The organism is Citrobacter sp. wls710, assembly GCF_005281115.1.
Lineage (GTDB): Bacteria > Pseudomonadota > Gammaproteobacteria > Enterobacterales > Enterobacteriaceae > Citrobacter > Citrobacter werkmanii.
This window is the reverse complement of sequence record NZ_SZXD01000029.1, coordinates 101,073-118,230: the sequence shown is the minus strand read 5'-3', so window position 1 is coordinate 118,230 and position 17,158 is coordinate 101,073. Positions and strand designations below refer to the sequence as shown.

Below are 17,158 nucleotides of genomic sequence, written 5' to 3'. Positions count from 1 at the left end.
CAGGATTTTTATTGTTGTACCAGGAGCAAGTCATGACGGAAGTGAACAAAGGTAACGCAACGCATCAGCGTTTAATTTCGCTGTTATCAGAACAGGGCGCGACGTATCGTGTGGTTAGCCATGAAGCCGTCGGCAAATGTGAAGCGGTCTCTGAAATTCGCGGTACTGCACTGGGTCAGGGCGCAAAAGCGTTGGTCTGTAAAGTAAAGGGTAACGGCGTTAATCAGCATGTACTGGCGATTCTATCTGCTGACCAGCAGGCCGACCTGAGCCTGTTGGCCGGTCATATCGGCGGGCTGAGAGCATCGCTCGCCAGCCCGGCGGAGGTCGATGAACTGACAGGTTGCGTATTTGGCGCCATCCCACCGTTTAGTTTTCATCCGAATCTCAAACTGGTCGCCGATCCGCTGCTGTTTGAACGTTATAATGAAATTGCGTTTAATGCCGGAATGCTGGAGAAATCCGTGATCATGGATACTGCTGATTACCTGCGAATTGCACAACCGGAATTAATTTCGTTCCGCCGCGTTCAATCACAGCCGAGTTAGCAGTAAAAAACGTCACATCGTGCATTAGCTCAAAAAAAATCATTATCATTAAATAAAGCCTGTTCCGTCACGCGTTTACGCGTACAGTAAGCAGGCTTATTTTTTCTTTTGGCAAGGAAACTACGATGTTTGATGTCACTCTGCTGATCCTCCTCGGACTGGCAGCTCTGGGCTTTGTCAGCCACAACACCACTGTCGCTGTTTCAATTCTGGTGCTGATCATCGTCCGTGTAACCCCTCTGAATACGTTCTTTCCGTGGATTGAAAAACAGGGCCTGACCGTCGGGATTATTATTCTGACTATCGGCGTAATGGCCCCGATCGCCAGCGGAACGCTACCGCCCTCCACGCTCATTCACTCCTTTGTAAACTGGAAATCCCTGGTCGCGATTGCCGTCGGCGTGGTGGTCTCCTGGCTTGGCGGGCGCGGCGTCACGTTGATGGGCAGCCAGCCCCAGCTTGTTGCCGGTTTACTGGTCGGTACGGTGCTGGGCGTGGCGCTGTTTCGCGGCGTGCCGGTGGGGCCGCTTATTGCGGCAGGTCTGGTCTCATTGATTGTTGGGAAGCAGTAGCAAGTCAGCTCAGATAACGGCCTGGAGTCTGCCCCAGGCCTTTTTTGAACATCGTGATAAATGCGGTGGTTGAATCATAACCGAGCATTTGCGCGACCTGCTGCACGTTATGACCATCGATCAGCGCCTGCAGCGCCAGAATCAACTGCAGCTGATGACGCCAGCGGCGAAAGCTCAATCCCGTTTCTTTGACGACCAGCCGGGCAAGGTTGCGCTCACTCATCGCAAATACGCTGGCCCACTGCCCCAGCGTCTGCCATTGGGCGGGCTCTCGCGCCATCGTCGCGACCATTCTGCGGATTTTCGGATGATCGGAAACCGGCAACTGCAGTTGCTCCTGCGGCTGCTGCGGGAGTTCATCAAACAGCACCTGCGTCAGTCGCTGAGTTGACGGTTCCAGCCGCTGGCCGTCCGTTTTCGACGCCAGCGCCAGAATAAGCTCCCGACACAAGGGAGATATCTTTAGCGTACAACAGCGATCAGGCATCACGACGGCATGAGGTTCAATAAACAAGAAACACAATTGTGCGCCTACGGTTACATGGTTACTGTGCGGAATTTCACCAGGGATCCACACCGCATATTGGGGAGGCACCATCCACATGGCATTTTCGACCTCGCAGGTAATCGCGCCATGCAAAGCCAGAATCAACTGCCCCTTACGATGCTGATGCAGCGGACTAAAGAGTTCATCTTCCCGGGCCTGAATGCAGAACGCCACCGCGGCATCATGGTGAAGGTCAGGTTCATACCCATCCAATCTTAGTCCCAACATAAGAATGTCCGATTTTAGCGATAAACTGTCATTTTAGCTTGATTCACTCATGGCGTAAAAACGCTAAGGTATCGCCTCGCCTGACAAGATGAGGAAAAAATGATAAATACGCCTTCTTCCCGCGGTAAAAACGCTGCTTTGCTGATCGCGGGTATCCTGATGATTGCCACCACGCTGCGCGTTACCTTTACCGGTGCCGCCCCGCTATTAGATGCAATTCGTGCCGACTACGGTCTGAGTACCGCCCAAACGGGACTGTTGACCACCCTTCCGCTGCTGGCCTTCGCGCTGGTATCCCCTCTGGCCGCAGCCGTTGCGCGCCGCTGGGGCATCGAACGCAGCCTGTTTGCCGCTATGCTGCTGATTTGCGCCGGTATTACGATACGCTCGCTGCCCTCACCGGGATTGCTGTTTATCGGTACCGCTATCATCGGGTGCGGAATCGCCCTGGGCAATGTCCTGTTGCCGGGGCTGATAAAGCGTGATTATGCCCAGCATGTGGCAAAACTGACTGGCGCATACTCGCTGACCATGGGCGCAGCGGCGGCGCTGGGTTCAGCCATGGTTGTTCCGCTGGCGTTAAATGGATTTGGCTGGCGCGGCGCACTGATGGTGTTGATGGTTTTTCCGCTGCTGGCGCTGGTTATCTGGTTACCCCAATGCCGTCAGACGACCAATGCCAGCCTGAGTAACTCACGCGCATTACATTCCCGTGCAATCTGGCGCTCCAGCCTCGCCTGGCAGGTGACCCTGTTTCTGGGAATCAACTCACTTATCTATTACGTGATCATCGGCTGGTTGCCCGCCATTTTAATCAGCCACGGTTACAGCGAGGCGCAGGCCGGTTCATTGCACGGTTTACTGCAACTGGCGACCGCCGCGCCAGGGTTATTGATTCCCCTCGTCCTGAACAGATTCAAGGATCAGCGAGCCATCGCCGCCCTGGTTTCGGTAATGTGTGCCGTTGGCGCGGCGGGATTCGCCATAATGCCCGACCAGGCTTTGCTGTGGACCATTCTGTTTGGCTTTGGCTCAGGTGCGACCATGATCCTCGGCTTGACCTTCATTGGCCTGCGCGCAAGCTCTGCACATCAGGCCGCGGCGTTGTCCGGAATGGCGCAGTCTGTCGGGTATTTACTGGCCGCCTGCGGGCCACCGTTGATGGGTAAAATTCACGACCTCAACGGTAGCTGGCTGATTCCATTAGCGGGTGTCGCCGGGTTAGCGGTGCTGATGGCCGTGTTTGGTCTGTGCGCAGGGCGCGATCGGGAGATCGCGAACGCATAATGTAGCGGGCAGGTTAGCTAACCTCCTGCCCTACATTTTATCCCCGCGCGGCGCGGAGCATCGCCTGGACTAACGGCACGGGTTTACCCGCCAGCGCGCCACGTTCATGCTGAAAGAGTGTGCCAACAAAAAAAGGATGCGTTACCAGTTCAATGGCGCGAATATCTCCGGCATCATCCCAACCGGTCACCCGGAGATCGCCGCTCTCAAGCTCGGCAGCAAAAGCGTCCGACACACCATAGTTGCAGTGATACCCCTCAGAGATAGCATCGCGTCCATAGGCTTTCGCAATCAGCGTATTGGCCCGGAGCTCAATATCATCCGTTTTTTCTACCAACGAGCAGGTCAACGGCGCGATCACCATTCGCCCAGTGGTATCCGTTTCGGCATGCGCGGCATCGCTCCAGCCCAGCACGTTACGGGCATACTCCAGTATGGCGTGTTGGAAACCACCACAGGTGCCTAAAAATGGAATGCTGTTTTCGCGTGCGTAGCGTATCGCAATCAGCGCACCTTCTGGGTGTCGATAGGGGCTGCCTGGCACGACCCAGATGGCATCGTAGCCAATCAGATCTTCGCTGCTATTGATATCAGAAGTGGTTAGCCAGTCATAATCAGCCACCAACTCCAGCACGGCAGCAGCATCATCAATAGCAAGGGGAATAGCCTGGTGCGCCACAATATCGGGGTTGTAATCGCCCACCAGCGCAATGCGAAGCGTATCTTTTATCGGGGAAATGTCCATTAAGGTTTCCTTATGTCCAGACAATGAGGGACAACATAAGGAGCCTCAGCCTACCGACTTTTCATCGGTATCACAATCCCTTAAATTGGGAGTCCAGGCTGGCAAAATGCTATAATGGTCACGTTTTAGGATCTTATTTAACCGTAATAAAAATGATGCTAAATAGCAAAGCGGCAGCTTAACAGAGCGGATGAAGAGATGAATATTCAGTGTAAACGCGTGTATGACCCGGCAGAAGCAAGCGATGGTTATCGCGTCCTGGTCGACCGGTTGTGGCCACGTGGGATAAAAAAGACTGATCTTGCTTTCAATGAATGGAATAAAGCGCTGACGCCGTCATCAGATTTACGTAAAGCATTTCACGCAGAACTGATTGATTTTGCGCACTTCTCTCAGCAGTACCGTACCGAACTGGCCCAACAGCAGCAGGAAGGAAAGCGTCTCGCAGAGATTGCCCGGCAGCAAACCTTAACGCTACTGTATGCGGCGAAGAATACTCAGCAAAACCACGCGCTGGTACTGGCTGAATGGCTACGTCAATACTAACAGCGGATCACTTCCCCGCTGCCGGATGGTCTCTACGCCAGAGTTCCCATTCATCGATCGTTTCCCCTCCGGGGAGTTTGCAGTCAGACCTTACCCCTTGCGGAGTCTGTATCGCAATCAGCGAGCCGCCCTTTTGTTCGCAATACACCGATGCCGGATTCGCCATGCCAATTTTCGGTGGCATTGGCGCTTCTGGTTGCGGGGTACTACACCCTGCCAGCACCAGCATGCCGGGCAAAACAACAAACGCCAGTTTCATATCTACTCCTGTTAAAAATCTTATTTTGGCAGGTTACCCCGACTTTCCATCTATCTCCATGTTTTCCTGCTAACTATCCATTTTATGTTTACATTCTGAGCTGGATAGCTTGTTTCATCTTACACCTTGATGTTCTATCATGCGGACAACACCAGCCTTGTCATTACTCAGGAGTATTTACACCTCATGTCGGACATGATCCTCGCCAGAGTCTCACAATCCTTAGCCACGGAGCAGACTGTTGAGAGTCTGGTTCGGCAACTTCTGGAGATGCTGGAGGTGGTGACAGAGATGGAATCAACCTATTTAACCAAAGTCGATTTAGATGCTCGCCTGCAGCATATTTTGTACGCGCGCAATAGCAAACAAATGCAGATCCCGGAAGGGCTATCCGTCCCGTGGGATGAGACGCTATGCAAACACGCCATCGAGGATAACTGCCTGTACAGCGACAACGTGCCCGCACGCTGGCCGGAATGCAGCGCAGCCCGCGCGCTGGAAATCACCACGTTTCTGAGCACGCCTGTTCATCTTCCGGATGGAACGTTTTACGGTACGCTCTGCGCCACCAGTCGCCGCCAGCAGGCATTGAGCGAGCGAGGTGAACAGGTGCTGCATCTGTTTGCAGGACTGATCGCCCAGTCTATTCAAAAAGAGTCGCTGGTCGCTCAGTTACGCGAAGCCAACGCCGCGCTGATTGCTCATTCCTACACCGATGCGCTGACCGGGTTACCGAACCGGCGCTCGATTTTTGAAAATGTTGAAACCCTATTTTCGCTTGCCCGACATCTCCAGCAGAAGGTCGTCGTTGCCTATATTGATTTGGATGATTTTAAACTGATTAATGACCGTTTTGGTCATGAGGTTGGCGACCAGTTCCTGATCCAGATAGGACAGCGTCTGCTCCACGAATGCGGCGACAATGATATCCTTGGTCGACTAGGCGGTGACGAATTTTTAGTCGTTAGCCTGTCGCCGGAAAGTGAAAGCGATCGATGCGAGCGCCTGCAAAAGGTGAAAAATCAGCTGCAACAGCGAATTTGTGGCGACTATAACTTGGGCAGCGTCCATCTGTTTTATCCTGGAGCCAGTCTGGGCGTGGTGGAAATTGATCCGCATGAGACCGATGTAAACTGTGCGCTTCACATGGCAGACAGCGCAATGTACAAAGATAAAAAGCGGCAGGATAAAACCACTTTTGTCGTACATTAAGCCCTGCTATGCTGGCTCGTCTTTAAATAACTCTGGCAGATAATCCTATGCGACTCGGTATTATTTTTCCCGTCATCATTTTTATTTCCGCTGTCGTTTTCTTATCCTGGTTTTTTGTTGGCGGTTACGCTGCGCCGGGTGCATAACGATGAAAAAAACAACGCTCATTATGATTTGCGTGGCTATCATCGTGGTTCTGGGTACGGAACTAGGCTGGTGGTAACCAATAAAAAGGCCACACTTCAGTGGCCTTTCATCTCTGTATCGATAGTTAGCTTTTGATCTTTCTGTAGATAAACAACACCACGATCGCGCCGATAACCGCTACGACGAAACTACCGAAGTTGAAGCCATCAACTTTACCAAAGCCAAAGAAGGTACTGATCCAGCCGCCAACCACCGCACCAACAACCCCTAAGACAATGGTCATAAAGAATCCGCCGCCATCTTTACCCGGCATAATCCATTTTGCCAAAATCCCCGCGATAAGACCGAAAATTACCCATGAAAGAATGCCCATTATTTTCCTCACTTATGCTTTTAGGTTAACGATTGACTCGTTGTATAAAAGCATAGCATAGCGCTGAAAAATTAAAATTTGTGATCGGTATCACCTGTGTTTTTCATCTTTTTCCGATGTTTCATGGAGTTAGCCCAGCGTCAAAACGGTGATATTTTTGACGCTTCTCGTCAATAGTGACGAATCGACAGTCATTCCTCTCTGCTCCTTGGGCAGCACCCCTGCCAATGCTGGGTTTTCATCTTTGGCATGCTTTATGCTTTAACAGCCCGTCACTACGACACATCGTAGCCCGTGATATCTATTCACGTGGCTTCGTCTACAATTCGCGCTATTTCAGCATTTAACAGGTCTGTTATTGATGAAAAAAATCACCAGTGTATGCCCATACTGTGGGGCCGGGTGCAAGCTCAAGCTTGTTGTTGAAAATAACAAAATCATCCGCGCCGAAGCCGCTGAGGGTGTAACGAACCAAAATCAGTTATGCCTGAAAGGCTATTATGGTTGGGACTTTCTGAACGACACCCGCCTTCTAACTCCCCGTCTGACTCGCCCGATGATCCGTTATGAAAAAGGGGGAAAATTCACTCCCGTTAGCTGGGATGAGGCCATTCGTTACACCGCTAAGCGCTTATCTGAAATCAAAAATACCTATGGTCCTCGCGCCATCATGACGACAGGTTCCTCCCGGGGAACAGGCAATGAGACCAACTACGTGATGCAAAAATTCGCCCGTGGGGTGCTCAACACCAACAATGTCGACTGCTGTGCCCGCGTCTGTCACGGCCCTTCCGTTGCGGGTCTACAGGAAACGCTGGGCAATGGCGCAATGAGCAACTCCATCAGCGAGATTGAAAACTCAAAATGCCTGCTCATCTTTGGTTATAACTGCGCGGACTCACACCCCATAGTGGCCCGTCGGGTGATTAAAGCTCGTCAGAACGGCGCGAAAATCATTGTTTGCGACCCTCGCCGTATTGAAACCGCCCGTATCGCCGATCAGCATTTGCAGTTAAAAAATGGCTGCAACATGGCGCTGGTCAACGCTTTTGGCCATGTGCTTATTGAAGAGCAGCTTTACGATCGCGAGTACGTGCATAAACATGCCGAAGGTCTGGAAACATACTGGGAAACCGTTAAGGACTACGCCCCCGAAGCCGTAGAACATTTAACCGGCGTCCCTGCGCAACAGGTTCGTCAGGCGATGCGTACATTTGCCGCGGCGCCATCGGCAACCGTGATGTGGGGGATGGGCGTCACGCAGTTTGGCCAGGCCGTTGATGTGGTGCGTGGACTGTCGAGCCTGGCCTTACTGACCGGGAATCTGGGACGTCCAAATGTCGGTGTTGGCCCGGTACGCGGGCAAAATAACGTGCAGGGCGCATGTGATATGGGCGTACTGCCTAACCAGTTTCCGGGGTATCAGGACGTGACCGATTTTGCCGTCAGGGAGAAATTCGCCACCGCCTGGGGGATTGACGTTAATCAGATGGATGACAAGGTCGGAACGCGCATCACCGAAGTTCCGCATCTGGCGATTGAGGGCAAAATCAAAGCCTACTACATCATGGGCGAGGATCCGCTGCAAACCGAGGCTGATTTGGGGCTGGTCCGGGAAGGATTTAACGCGCTCGATTTTATCGTCGTGCAGGATATCTTCATGACCAAAACGGCAGAGATGGCCGACGTCCTGTTGCCGGCAACATCATGGGGCGAACACGGTGGCGTCTTTACCTGCGCCGATCGTGGCTTCCAACGTTTCGAGAAAGCGATTGAACCCAGCGGGGATGTAAAACGTGACTGGGAAATTATCAGTCTGTTGGCCAGCGAAATGGGCTACCCGATGCAGTATCAAAATAACCAACAAATCTGGGATGAAATGCGCGAACTGTGCCCGCTGTTCTATGGCGTAACCTATGAGAAAATGGGTGAAATGGGCCATGTTCAGTGGCCTTGTCCGGATCTCGATCACCCAGGAACACCGTATCTTTATGCACACAGCCAGTTTGATACCGCTAATGGCAAAGGCAAACTGTTTGCCGCGCCGTGGCGCGCTCCTGCTGAAGTCCCTGACGAGACCTATCCTCTGGTGTTGTGTACCGTGCGCGAAGTTGGGCACTACTCCTGCCGCTCGATGACCGGCAACTGCGCGGCATTACAGGCGCTGGCAGATGAGCCAGGATATGTTCAAATCAACACCGATGATGCAGAAAAACTGGGCATCCGTCATCGTGACCTGGTGTGGGTAAGCTCGCGCCGAGGCAAGGTCATCAGCCGTGCGGATGTCTCCGAGCGTATTAATGCCGGAACAGTGTATATGACCTATCAATGGTGGATTGGCGCGTGTAACGAGTTAACACAGGATAACCTTGATCCGATCTCGAAAACGCCGGAAACCAAATATTGTGCTGTCAAAATTGAGCACATTACCGATCAGGGATGGGCGGAGAAGTATGCCGCACAAACGTACAGCGAAATGAAATCACGCTTATGTGAGGCCATTGCGTAAAGTATCGCCCTGACCGCCTGAGTCTGGCCTTCCAGACTCAGGCTTTATCCAACTACTTCGCCAGTTGCGGTTCACTGAAACGAATAGCGGCAGACTCGTGCTGTTTATCCCGTTGCATAAAACCGAGGTTCATCAGAAACAATCCCGCCATAAACGGCAGTTCGTACAATTCTTCAATCAAATCGCCGTAACTGGCATTATGCAAAAAGACAGGCGCCAGCAGGCGATGATGCTCCACTGTATCGGATATCAAAAATGCGCAGACGGTGATCGCAAGTAGCCACAGCGGTAGCGGTTCATTGCGCAAGCGCCGGGCAATATCCTGGCGTAAGTTCTTCGACAGCAGGACCGGCAGAATAATCATCGCAATTAACACGACTGAGATAGCTCTGAACAGCAGTTTAGGATGCTCCGGGAAGTAATCACGGCCCCAACTGGTGCTTCGGCCCAGCAATACCAACCACCATACTGCCGCCCAAAGCCAAAATTGCTTCTCGCCTGCAGGACGTGATAAAGGCCGGATGTAGCAGAGAGTAAATACTGCACCAAACAATAACCATAGCGCCTGGCCATTTTCAATCCATGTGACGACCGCGCCATTGAGCAGAGGAAGATGCCAGTTCGCAGTGAACGGGATTGCTACGAGGACAAGTCCAAGAATGAATGCGGATAATGTAAGTCGGGTATTCAATTTCATAAGCGCAAAGTTCTGTATTGTTACTATTTTGCGATCATAACCCCTATGAATGATTAACTATTAGCAAACGATGCGAATTTCTTAAGGTATTCTTAAGAAATCTTTTTCCGGACCGCGATCTATTCGACTCAAATAAAAAAACCGCCCTGCGCTATCAAAACGCCGTGCGGTTTTCAATTTAAAAATCAATCAGTTCAAACGGTAGCAGAAGTTAAAGCCCTACCACCCGCAGACTTCATGCTCATTTTCGGTATCATATGAACGGACGGTATTGACCAGGTCTTTGACCACTTCTGCCGCGACATCCGGAACCAATAATGTCATCGGCGCTTCGGTCTCGTAATCGACAGACACACCATTGCTGTTATTGGTTACTGTGACGGTATAGGTTGCTTTGCCCATGATTTACTCCTTGCCAGTGCGCACGACTTTTCGTTGATTTGCACTCTCCATCAACACTTCAGGGGCAACGAAAAAATCGATATTAAAGTAAGTGTCGTCGGTCATTACTTCGATGTTATGCCATTTTTCCGGCGGGAAAACGCCAAACTGACCGGCTTCAATCACCATCACCTCTACAGGCTCCAGGCTGTGTTCATCTGCGTAGCCGAGATATTTAACCGCCCCCTGCATAACTGACAGTCGAGGATAAACCCCGGCACGGGTGCCTTTATCAAGGTGGCGTTCGAAAATTCCGGCAGGTGCAGTTTCTTTGTTCCAGAACGGAGTTGAGCGTGTATGGATATGATTCTGTGGAATTTGAAGCATTTTTCTTCCCTTTTCCAGTCAACAACCAGCGAGTCTTATTCAACCGCTGCTGTGCACAGAGTACGCCTCAAAATATACATTTAAAATACCATTTATTGGTTATAACCAGCAGCTGATATGCGTGGGGAAGAAAAGCTAAAAATTGAAGCCCGCCATATTCAGCGGGCCAATGATTACGACTGAAGCGTCGCCAGACGGGCAGCAAAACCAACGAAAATCAGACCGATAAGAGAGTTACCCACCTTAGCCAACTTCTTCTTGGTGCGAATGTACTGGGTCACAAACACGCCGGAGAAAATAAGGAAGCTTAAGTAGAAAAAGCTCACGATCTCAAGCGTAATGGCCAGAATAAAGAATGACAGCCCTGAGTGCGGCGCATTGACATCAATGAACTGCACGAAGAATGAAACATAAAACAGGATAGCTTTTGGGTTAGTCAGGCTCAGAATTAAGGCGCGCTTAAAAATGGCGCCAAACGGGACTTCCTCAGCCGCGGCGTCGCTCGCCTTCGATTTCAGTGTTGCGTACAGGATCTTCGCACCGAGATACAGCAGATAAAAAGCGCCGAGATAACGAACGATATTAAACAAAACAGGCGTGGTTTTGATCAAGGCGGCAACACCGGCATAGGCCAAAAACATCAACACAGCATCACCGATAAACACACCGCTTGCGGCGAGATAACCGCCCTTCACACCCCGACCGACGCTATTCTTCAACACAAATATCGTATTTGGCCCCGGAACCAGCACGATAAAAATAGCTCCCACCAGGTATGTCCAGTAATTCAGAACTCCATACTCTGCAAACACGTTAACCTCTTCCTGAAAAAACACATGCACTTGCTGCAAGACAATATGCTAACGAATGCGCAGGGGGATGGAAAGAGAAGGTTGTTAATTAAAATACCCGCCACGGACGGCGGGTATGTACAGATAAACTTAGTCCGGATTAATGGTGCAGCATCTCATCCACCACCTCTTCACCTTTCAACTGATAAGGATAGTAGGTAGGCCAGTTCTCCATCTCTTCGAGCAAGGCTGCCTGCGAGGTATTTCCCATAAAAATATGGAAGTGGCTTGACTTGCGCGGAGCAATTATATGATCGCTGAACTGGACGTATTTAGGCGCTTTGCTATCAGCAGCTTTACACTCAAACAAATAACGTACACCTTTCTTGCCTGATTTATAGTGCAAGATTTTATATCCGGCATAGTCGTATTTGCATGATGTAACCTGATTACCGGTATGAAATTCCATCACACCGTTTTCAATACCGATGGTGTCTACGTTAGTTGCATAGCCTTGACGGTAATAATCTTTAATCTGTTCTGCCGTTTTGCTTTTATCTTTCTCCGCTTTCTTTTTGAATACCGGATCAAGCTCGCCACTGACCAGGTACGGATAGACAGATTGCCACATGCCATCCCAGTCGGTTAGCGCTCTGTTCTGTACCTGATTATTATCAAACACACCTTCTGACGCCTTTTTTTCTGTTTCACTCATTGGAACACCATGGGAATGGTGACCGTGAGCCAAAACCTGACCACTGGCTAAAAGCATCCCCAGAGCGATTGCCAGTTTTTTAAAATGAATAGCCAAAATTTCACCCTCAAATCATTTGCGAGTGAAATGTTATAATATAACATCACAATTTAATCAATATCGTTACTTACCAGAACGGGTAAAATTACGGCGTAAGCAGCGTCCGCGTGCAGATCTGATCAAGCAGCGCCTGCTGATGGCTGATAATCAGCATGCCTAATGGTCGACGCTGGCATTCTTCGAGCAGCAGTACCCAGATATCTCTTTGAATGGAAGGATCGAGCTGGGCGGTAATCTCATCGGCAATAAGAAAACGGGTACGCGGGTCCAGCGCACGAAGTATGGCGATTCGCGCCAGTTCACCACCAGAAAGCTGGCCAGGGCGACGGGTTAACCATTCCGGTTTGATATGCAGGCGGGTAAGGATTTCTGCGCCAGGCCGCCAGGCGTCATGAACCGCATCGCCGGTGCTACGCCGTGGGTTAAAGGTTAATTCCGGATGCTGCGGTACCAGTTGCACCGGGCAATATTGATGCATCGGTAGTGGCTGGTCATCGATAAGAATGTCGCCCGAGGTCGGCTTTTGCCAGCCCGCCAGTACACGTCCCAACGTCGTTTTGCCGGTTCCGCTGGGCGCACAAATCCCAATACGTTCACCGGAGTGCAATGAGAAAGAAAGGTTTTGCCACAGCACCTTCCCTCCCTGACGAATCACGACATCACGACAGCACAGCATCCCGCACTCCAAACAATTGATTTCTCTCAGGCAGAGCCTGCCATTGACGTTGCAGATGCTCGCTAATTTCCCCGCGCAACAGCTGTTCACGACTAACGTTATCCGACACGCTTCCCTGGTGCAGCGCGACGATGCGATCCGCATGGCGGGCCGCCAGCGTGAGATCGTGCGTCACCCATAAAACACCAGCCCCCTGTTCACATAAACCACGCAACTGCTCAAGCAGTTGATTAGCCAATGGCGCATCAAGCCAGGCGGTAATTTCGTCGGCCAGAATATAGCGGGCCTGACTCAGCGACGCGTGACAGGCCAGAACACGTTTCGCCATACCGCCCGAAAGCTGACGCGGGAAAGCATCTAATACGCTGGTTTCCAGTTGACTACGCTGGAGCAATTTTTCTATTTTTCCGGCATTCCAGGTTTGGCCGGAGAGCTGACTTGCTCTACGTAAATGCTTTTCAATTGAGAGCAGCGGATTCAGCGCCTGAACGCCTTGCGGGACATAGCTGAAGGTATTGCCCCGACATTCGCGGATGTCTTGACTGTTCAGCATTTTGCCATCAAGGGTTATGGCGCCGTGCAGACGCAAATTTTCCGGTAAAAGATCGAGCAGACATTGCAGGAGCAAACTTTTCCCTTCACCGCTTCCCCCAACTAAAGCCACCATCTGGCCGGGTGCAACGTCGAAAGAGATATCCTGCAACAGCGGAGACCATTTTCTCGCGCCGAACCAACGATAACGCGCCACGTCCAGCGAGACCTGTTTCAAACTCAACATATGTCACCTCGCAACCATAAACGATGCACTGCCCTCGCGAGCTGATCGAATAACATCACCAGGCTGAATAACATCAGCCCCGGAAACAACACTAACCACCAGTCGCCATGACTGATGAACCGCAGAGCATCCGCCAGCAGCAGGCCCAACGAGGGTTCATGCGGCGCTAGTCCAAAACCAAGGAAACTCAACGCCGCGCTGTGCAGCACCGCATGGGGAAACATCAGCAATGTCCCCGTGAGCCATTGGGGTAACAATGCCGGTAGATAGTGATGTCGCCAGCAGTAAAAATGACCATGTCCCAGACGCCATGTCAGCGTCAGATAATCGCTATGGGCAACGCGCTCGGCCTCAGCACGCAGAATCAATGCGAGGCGCGGCCAGTGGGTTAGCGCCACCGCCATGATCACCCCACTTTTCCCGCCGCCCAGCGTAAAACAAATCAAAATAAGCAGCAGCAGATGCGGCATCGACAGCATGGCATCAGTTATCAGACGCATAAGCACGTCTAGTCGAGGATGCAGGCGCGAAACCGCCGCCATAATTAACGCAATGAAGCCGCTGCACAAGGCCGCGCCAATACCAATTTGCAGACTGGTTAATGCCCCCTGAAAGCAACGCACCCACAGATCGCGACCGAGGTTATCGGTACCGAACCAGTACAGCGCATCGGGGGGCAGATGACGGGCAAGTAAATTCACGCTCAACGGGTTGTCCAGCGTGGCTGCGCCATACACCGCAATGATTAGCAGGCAGCTAAAAGAGAGCACCAGACGAATAAGCGTCGGCGTCGGATTATAGAGCATCGGGTCGCTCCAGAGCACGGTTCAACACATGAACAAACCAGGTAGAAAGTGAATTGCCAATGAAAACCAGCACGGTGCTAAATAAGACGATCCCCATGAGTAACGGTAGATCGCCCCGCAATCCGGCATCAATGGTCGCCTGCCCAAGCCCGGGATAAGCAAAAACCTTTTCTGCCAGCAGTGCGCCCCCCAACAGTTCTCCCAGCGAGGCGAACTGCAGGCACAGCGCGGGCGTGATAGCGTGGCGCAGAACCTGATGGCGCAACAGCGACCAACCTTTGTCACCCTGAGAGCGCGCAAAACGGACAAATTCGCTCTTCATGACGCTGGCGATACTTTCCCGCGTATGAAGCGTAATCTGCCCCAGCCCCAGCAAACTTAGCGCACAAACAGGAAGCACCAGATGGCGCAGACGCTCGGTTAGTGTCGCCATATCACTGTTGTTGCCCGGCTCCCACGCACAGCATACCGGGAATACCGGCCAACGAACGGCAAATAATGCCAGCAGCAGCATGCCAATCCAGAAGGTCGGCAACGAGGAAAGCAGATAGCTGAGGCGACAAATTGCTTTATCCGGCCAGCGATTCAGGTAGCGTCCGGCGACAAATCCCATTGCCGTCCCCACTATACCGGAGAGCAGCCATGCGCCGCTAAGCAGCGCAAACGAGGTAGCAAAACGCTCCTTGATCACGCTGGCAACCGGCGCATTAAACAACATCGAGTAGCCGAGATCGCCCTGCAATACACGTATAAACCAGCTACCAAAACGCTCCCACAGCGGCTGGTCCAATCCCCAGCGAGCGGCGATACGCGCATATTGTTCCGGCGGCACGTGCAGGAGATCGTTGCCGATATAGGCGCGAATCGGATCGACCGGAGAAAAGCTGAGCAGCACAAAAGTGCCAGCCGCAACCAGCACTAATAACACTATCAGCCGGAGAAAATGGCCCACTACAGACTTCATCAACGGCAGGTCCAGGTCCATTCATCCAGATTATTGAGCAGTGACCAGCTCCCGTGAATTTCCGGTGCGCCTTTGCCTAAGTCAATACATGGATTTGCCAGGTAAGTGTGCTGAATATTCAATAACCATGCCCATGCGGCATCGCCCTGTACACCAGCGCCTTGCTTGCCATCCCACTCAACCTGTTGCCAGAAAGGCAGCGCTTTTTGCCAGTCCGGTGCATCAATAGCCTGTTTGAGATGCTCTTCAACGACAGAATTACTGTAGTAACCGGGATTGTAATACTCCACGCCCGCAGCCTGATTGCTGTAATGATGGAACAGCTCCATGGGATCCAGGCTTCCCCAACCAAACAGCGTCGGGTTGGCATGCATATGACGCTCAACGGTTTCCCAGCTTCCGGATTGCAATGATACCTGGATACCCACAGGCTCCAGCATCGCACGGACTGCTTCGGCTAAATCCCGGCGGGTACTGTCACCGCTGGCATACCATAAAGTCAGGCGCGCCTCTTTGCCCTCTTTCACTCGTACACCGTCTTTCCCCACTTTCCAGCCAGCTTCTTCCAGAATCATTCGTGCTTTTTCGCTGTCGCCATCTTTGAACGCGACTGACTGCCCCTGCCACGGCAGGCCTTGAACCGCGCTATAGGCGGGGATCGCATGACCTTCCATAACCTGCTCGGCGAGCTGCTTACGATCAATAGCGTAATTGATGGCGCGTCTGATCGCGACATCGGCTGTGATATCGTTACCAATTGGATAACCATTGGCGTCTTTTTTACCTGCAGGAATCATCGGGAACACAATGCCCCGGTTCTCCACGCTGTTACGCACCCACAGTTTCAAATTCTGCTGCTGAGGGGCGACCGCCATCGAAGGCGCAATACGTACTAATCCCAATTGCCCACTGCGCGCTGCGGCATAAGCGTTATCTTCATCAAGGAAAACAAACACCAGCTTGCTGAAATCATTTTTCTTACCGGCATACCAGGGGTTAGCCTCCACAATCAGTTGCTGCCCGGGTTGGAAACTCACCAACCGATAAGGACCTGCACCAATCGGATGTTTGGCGAATGTTTTTTCGTTATATAGCTTTGCCGGAACAATGCCTAAAGATCCCAGCACATTCACAAAGGTGCTCTGCGGGTTACTCAGTGTCACTTCTACCGTGCGGTTATCTTTCAAACTGGCATGAGCGAAGTTCCCCATGTCAATTTTCCCACCGCTTTTTGCTGCTTTGTTATAGGTGAACACAACATCTTCAGCGGTTAGCGGCGAACCATCAGAAAATTTAAGGTCAGGTTTTAGCGTCAGCGTCCAGGTTTTGCCATCAGCGCTGGTCACCACCTTCTCCGTCAGCAGGTTTCCCCAGCTCATATCTGCATTTTGTTTTAATAACGGTGCATGCAAAAGCAAATAGCTGCCATGACTCCAGCCCAACATCGGGTCAAACCCTTCCGTTGGCTCTGGTCCAATCGCCAGTTTTAACGTCTGACCTGCGTCCGCATTCTGCGCGGCGAGGAGTGGTGAGGTTAATGCGAGAGTCAATGCACACGTCAGGAGTGCCAGCTTGCCTTTGATCATTATTTTATCCAGATTTGCGTTATGTATATGCCGCTTAACGATGCCTTGTCGTTAAGCAGTCTCCTGGGAAAGGGATTATGGCGAAGAGAATTGGCGAAAAAAATGATGCGGCGCAGAAAAGTATGACGATTTTCTAAAATTATCATACTTTTTTCTGATACTCCGTTATGAGTACGATATGAATCCCAGAAACAGTTTAAAATTTAGCGATTTATTCATTAACATATTAATTTATATCCAATAGTTTCACATGAAGACTATTCTAATCCCTACCATTCCCTGCGCTAACTTAATGACAACTTATG

Annotated in this window: 21 protein-coding genes and 1 pseudogene; 8 read left to right on the top strand and 14 right to left on the bottom strand. The window is 51.5% G+C overall.

Translation table 11 applies throughout. The features are described from left to right. Positions 1–32 precede the first annotated feature (32 nt). The gene (locus FDX14_RS12400; protein WP_137349620.1) at positions 33–548 is read left to right on the top strand and encodes a YbaK/prolyl-tRNA synthetase associated domain-containing protein; all 516 of its coding nucleotides are present in this window, start codon (positions 33–35) and stop codon (positions 546–548) included. Between the two features lie 125 nt (positions 549–673). Then, the gene (locus tag FDX14_RS12395) at positions 674–1,120 is read left to right on the top strand and encodes a DUF441 domain-containing protein (protein WP_042308914.1); all 447 of its coding nucleotides are present in this window, start codon (positions 674–676) and stop codon (positions 1,118–1,120) included. Here FDX14_RS12395 and FDX14_RS12390 read toward each other — a convergent pair. Beyond that, positions 1,097–1,895: pseudogene (locus FDX14_RS12390) on the bottom strand (AraC family transcriptional regulator). The gene FDX14_RS12395 and the pseudogene FDX14_RS12390 overlap by 24 nt on opposite strands. A 99-nt stretch (positions 1,896–1,994) precedes the next feature. Between FDX14_RS12390 and FDX14_RS12385 the strand changes: the two are divergent. Next, complete coding sequence (locus FDX14_RS12385; protein WP_042308919.1) at positions 1,995–3,182, top strand: CynX/NimT family MFS transporter; 1,188 nt, start codon at positions 1,995–1,997, stop codon at positions 3,180–3,182. 37 nt (positions 3,183–3,219) lie between these two features. Here FDX14_RS12385 and FDX14_RS12380 read toward each other — a convergent pair whose 3' ends face one another. Continuing rightward, positions 3,220–3,927, bottom strand: a complete 708-nt coding sequence (locus tag FDX14_RS12380; protein ID WP_042308921.1) for a CTP synthase C-terminal region-related (seleno)protein — start codon at positions 3,925–3,927, stop codon at positions 3,220–3,222. Positions 3,928–4,125: 198 nt separating this feature from the next. Between FDX14_RS12380 and FDX14_RS12375 the strand changes: the two genes are divergently transcribed. After that, complete coding sequence (locus tag FDX14_RS12375; RefSeq protein ID WP_042308923.1) at positions 4,126–4,473, top strand: DUF488 domain-containing protein; 348 nt, start codon at positions 4,126–4,128, stop codon at positions 4,471–4,473. A 7-nt stretch (positions 4,474–4,480) separates the two neighbouring features. On the opposite strand, the gene FDX14_RS12370 is transcribed toward FDX14_RS12375, so the two are convergent. After that, positions 4,481–4,732, bottom strand: coding sequence for a putative hemolysin (locus FDX14_RS12370; protein WP_079224523.1), 252 nt, complete (start codon positions 4,730–4,732; stop codon positions 4,481–4,483). A 186-nt stretch (positions 4,733–4,918) separates the two neighbouring features. On the opposite strand from FDX14_RS12370, the gene FDX14_RS12365 reads away from it, so the two are divergent. From FDX14_RS12365 to yoaJ, 3 genes are read left to right on the top strand one after another with little or no spacing between them, the layout of a single operon-like run. Then, positions 4,919–5,944: a sensor domain-containing diguanylate cyclase gene (locus tag FDX14_RS12365; protein ID WP_137349619.1), complete on the top strand. Its 1,026-nt coding sequence runs from the start codon at positions 4,919–4,921 to the stop codon at positions 5,942–5,944. A 47-nt stretch (positions 5,945–5,991) separates the two neighbouring features. After that, positions 5,992–6,090: a YoaK family small membrane protein gene (locus tag FDX14_RS12360; protein WP_038640017.1), complete on the top strand. Its 99-nt coding sequence runs from the start codon at positions 5,992–5,994 to the stop codon at positions 6,088–6,090. Between the two features lie 2 nt (positions 6,091–6,092). Continuing rightward, entirely contained in the window at positions 6,093–6,167 is a 75-nt protein-coding gene (gene yoaJ, locus FDX14_RS12355; RefSeq protein ID WP_137349652.1) for a protein YoaJ, read from the top strand. 48 nt (positions 6,168–6,215) lie between these two features. Here yoaJ and FDX14_RS12350 read toward each other — a convergent pair whose 3' ends face one another. Next, complete coding sequence (locus FDX14_RS12350) at positions 6,216–6,464, bottom strand: GlsB/YeaQ/YmgE family stress response membrane protein (protein ID WP_137349618.1); 249 nt, start codon at positions 6,462–6,464, stop codon at positions 6,216–6,218. A gap of 361 nt (positions 6,465–6,825) precedes the next feature. On the opposite strand from FDX14_RS12350, the gene fdhF reads away from it, so the two are divergent. Then, positions 6,826–8,973: a formate dehydrogenase subunit alpha gene (fdhF, locus tag FDX14_RS12345; protein ID WP_061381492.1), complete on the top strand. Its 2,148-nt coding sequence runs from the start codon at positions 6,826–6,828 to the stop codon at positions 8,971–8,973. A gap of 52 nt (positions 8,974–9,025) precedes the next feature. Here fdhF and FDX14_RS12340 read toward each other — a convergent pair whose 3' ends face one another. From FDX14_RS12340 to FDX14_RS12295, 10 genes are all read right to left on the bottom strand, one after another. Beyond that, positions 9,026–9,670, bottom strand: a complete 645-nt coding sequence (locus FDX14_RS12340) for a hypothetical protein (RefSeq protein WP_042308932.1) — start codon at positions 9,668–9,670, stop codon at positions 9,026–9,028. A 219-nt stretch (positions 9,671–9,889) separates the two neighbouring features. Further along, positions 9,890–10,072: a DUF1869 domain-containing protein gene (locus tag FDX14_RS12335; protein ID WP_003832433.1), complete on the bottom strand. Its 183-nt coding sequence runs from the start codon at positions 10,070–10,072 to the stop codon at positions 9,890–9,892. A gap of 3 nt (positions 10,073–10,075) precedes the next feature. Then, positions 10,076–10,438: a DUF1971 domain-containing protein YeaR gene (gene yeaR, locus FDX14_RS12330; RefSeq protein WP_061381493.1), complete on the bottom strand. Its 363-nt coding sequence runs from the start codon at positions 10,436–10,438 to the stop codon at positions 10,076–10,078. Between the two features lie 173 nt (positions 10,439–10,611). Further along, complete coding sequence (gene leuE / locus FDX14_RS12325) at positions 10,612–11,250, bottom strand: leucine efflux protein LeuE (RefSeq protein WP_137349617.1); 639 nt, start codon at positions 11,248–11,250, stop codon at positions 10,612–10,614. A gap of 139 nt (positions 11,251–11,389) precedes the next feature. Beyond that, complete coding sequence (zinT, locus tag FDX14_RS12320) at positions 11,390–12,040, bottom strand: metal-binding protein ZinT (RefSeq protein ID WP_137349616.1); 651 nt, start codon at positions 12,038–12,040, stop codon at positions 11,390–11,392. Between the two features lie 88 nt (positions 12,041–12,128). Then, positions 12,129–12,719, bottom strand: coding sequence for an ATP-binding cassette domain-containing protein (locus FDX14_RS12315; RefSeq protein ID WP_042308939.1), 591 nt, complete (start codon positions 12,717–12,719; stop codon positions 12,129–12,131). Beyond that, a complete protein-coding gene (locus FDX14_RS12310) occupies positions 12,703–13,497 on the bottom strand; it encodes an ATP-binding cassette domain-containing protein (protein ID WP_079224531.1) in 795 nt (264 codons plus the stop codon). The genes FDX14_RS12315 and FDX14_RS12310 overlap by 17 nt, the downstream gene beginning before the upstream one ends. Next, a complete protein-coding gene (locus FDX14_RS12305) occupies positions 13,491–14,303 on the bottom strand; it encodes an ABC transporter permease (protein ID WP_042308942.1) in 813 nt (270 codons plus the stop codon). The genes FDX14_RS12310 and FDX14_RS12305 overlap by 7 nt, the downstream gene beginning before the upstream one ends. Further along, positions 14,293–15,267 (bottom strand): ABC transporter permease, encoded by a 975-nt coding sequence (locus FDX14_RS12300; protein ID WP_061381523.1) that lies wholly within the window; start codon positions 15,265–15,267, stop codon positions 14,293–14,295. The genes FDX14_RS12305 and FDX14_RS12300 overlap by 11 nt, the downstream gene beginning before the upstream one ends. Further along, positions 15,267–16,853, bottom strand: a complete 1,587-nt coding sequence (locus FDX14_RS12295; RefSeq protein ID WP_061381497.1) for an ABC transporter substrate-binding protein — start codon at positions 16,851–16,853, stop codon at positions 15,267–15,269. The genes FDX14_RS12300 and FDX14_RS12295 overlap by 1 nt, the downstream gene beginning before the upstream one ends. Between the last annotated feature and the right edge of the window lie 305 nt (positions 16,854–17,158).

Bases quoted from the DNA above. Each gene is read 5' to 3' on its own strand.
- FDX14_RS12360 (WP_038640017.1), top strand. From the start codon at position 5,992: ATGCGACTCGGTATTATTTTTCCCGTCATCATTTTTATTTCCGCTGTC.
- FDX14_RS12310 (WP_079224531.1), bottom strand. From the start codon at position 13,497: ATGTTGAGTTTGAAACAGGTCTCGCTGGACGTGGCGCGTTATCGTTGG.
- FDX14_RS12395 (WP_042308914.1), top strand. From the start codon at position 674: ATGTTTGATGTCACTCTGCTGATCCTCCTCGGACTGGCAGCTCTGGGC.
- FDX14_RS12370 (WP_079224523.1), bottom strand. From the start codon at position 4,732: ATGAAACTGGCGTTTGTTGTTTTGCCCGGCATGCTGGTGCTGGCAGGG.
- FDX14_RS12380 (WP_042308921.1), bottom strand. From the start codon at position 3,927: ATGGACATTTCCCCGATAAAAGATACGCTTCGCATTGCGCTGGTGGGC.
- yeaR (WP_061381493.1), bottom strand. From the start codon at position 10,438: ATGCTTCAAATTCCACAGAATCATATCCATACACGCTCAACTCCGTTC.
- FDX14_RS12365 (WP_137349619.1), top strand. From the start codon at position 4,919: ATGTCGGACATGATCCTCGCCAGAGTCTCACAATCCTTAGCCACGGAG.
- fdhF (WP_061381492.1), top strand. From the start codon at position 6,826: ATGAAAAAAATCACCAGTGTATGCCCATACTGTGGGGCCGGGTGCAAG.
- FDX14_RS12350 (WP_137349618.1), bottom strand. From the start codon at position 6,464: ATGGGCATTCTTTCATGGGTAATTTTCGGTCTTATCGCGGGGATTTTG.
- FDX14_RS12385 (WP_042308919.1), top strand. From the start codon at position 1,995: ATGATAAATACGCCTTCTTCCCGCGGTAAAAACGCTGCTTTGCTGATC.
- FDX14_RS12295 (WP_061381497.1), bottom strand. From the start codon at position 16,853: ATGATCAAAGGCAAGCTGGCACTCCTGACGTGTGCATTGACTCTCGCA.
- FDX14_RS12335 (WP_003832433.1), bottom strand. From the start codon at position 10,072: ATGGGCAAAGCAACCTATACCGTCACAGTAACCAATAACAGCAATGGT.
- FDX14_RS12400 (WP_137349620.1), top strand. From the start codon at position 33: ATGACGGAAGTGAACAAAGGTAACGCAACGCATCAGCGTTTAATTTCG.
- FDX14_RS12315 (WP_042308939.1), bottom strand. From the start codon at position 12,719: ATGCTGTGCTGTCGTGATGTCGTGATTCGTCAGGGAGGGAAGGTGCTG.
- FDX14_RS12305 (WP_042308942.1), bottom strand. From the start codon at position 14,303: ATGCTCTATAATCCGACGCCGACGCTTATTCGTCTGGTGCTCTCTTTT.
- FDX14_RS12375 (WP_042308923.1), top strand. From the start codon at position 4,126: ATGAATATTCAGTGTAAACGCGTGTATGACCCGGCAGAAGCAAGCGAT.
- FDX14_RS12300 (WP_061381523.1), bottom strand. From the start codon at position 15,267: ATGAAGTCTGTAGTGGGCCATTTTCTCCGGCTGATAGTGTTATTAGTG.
- FDX14_RS12340 (WP_042308932.1), bottom strand. From the start codon at position 9,670: ATGAAATTGAATACCCGACTTACATTATCCGCATTCATTCTTGGACTT.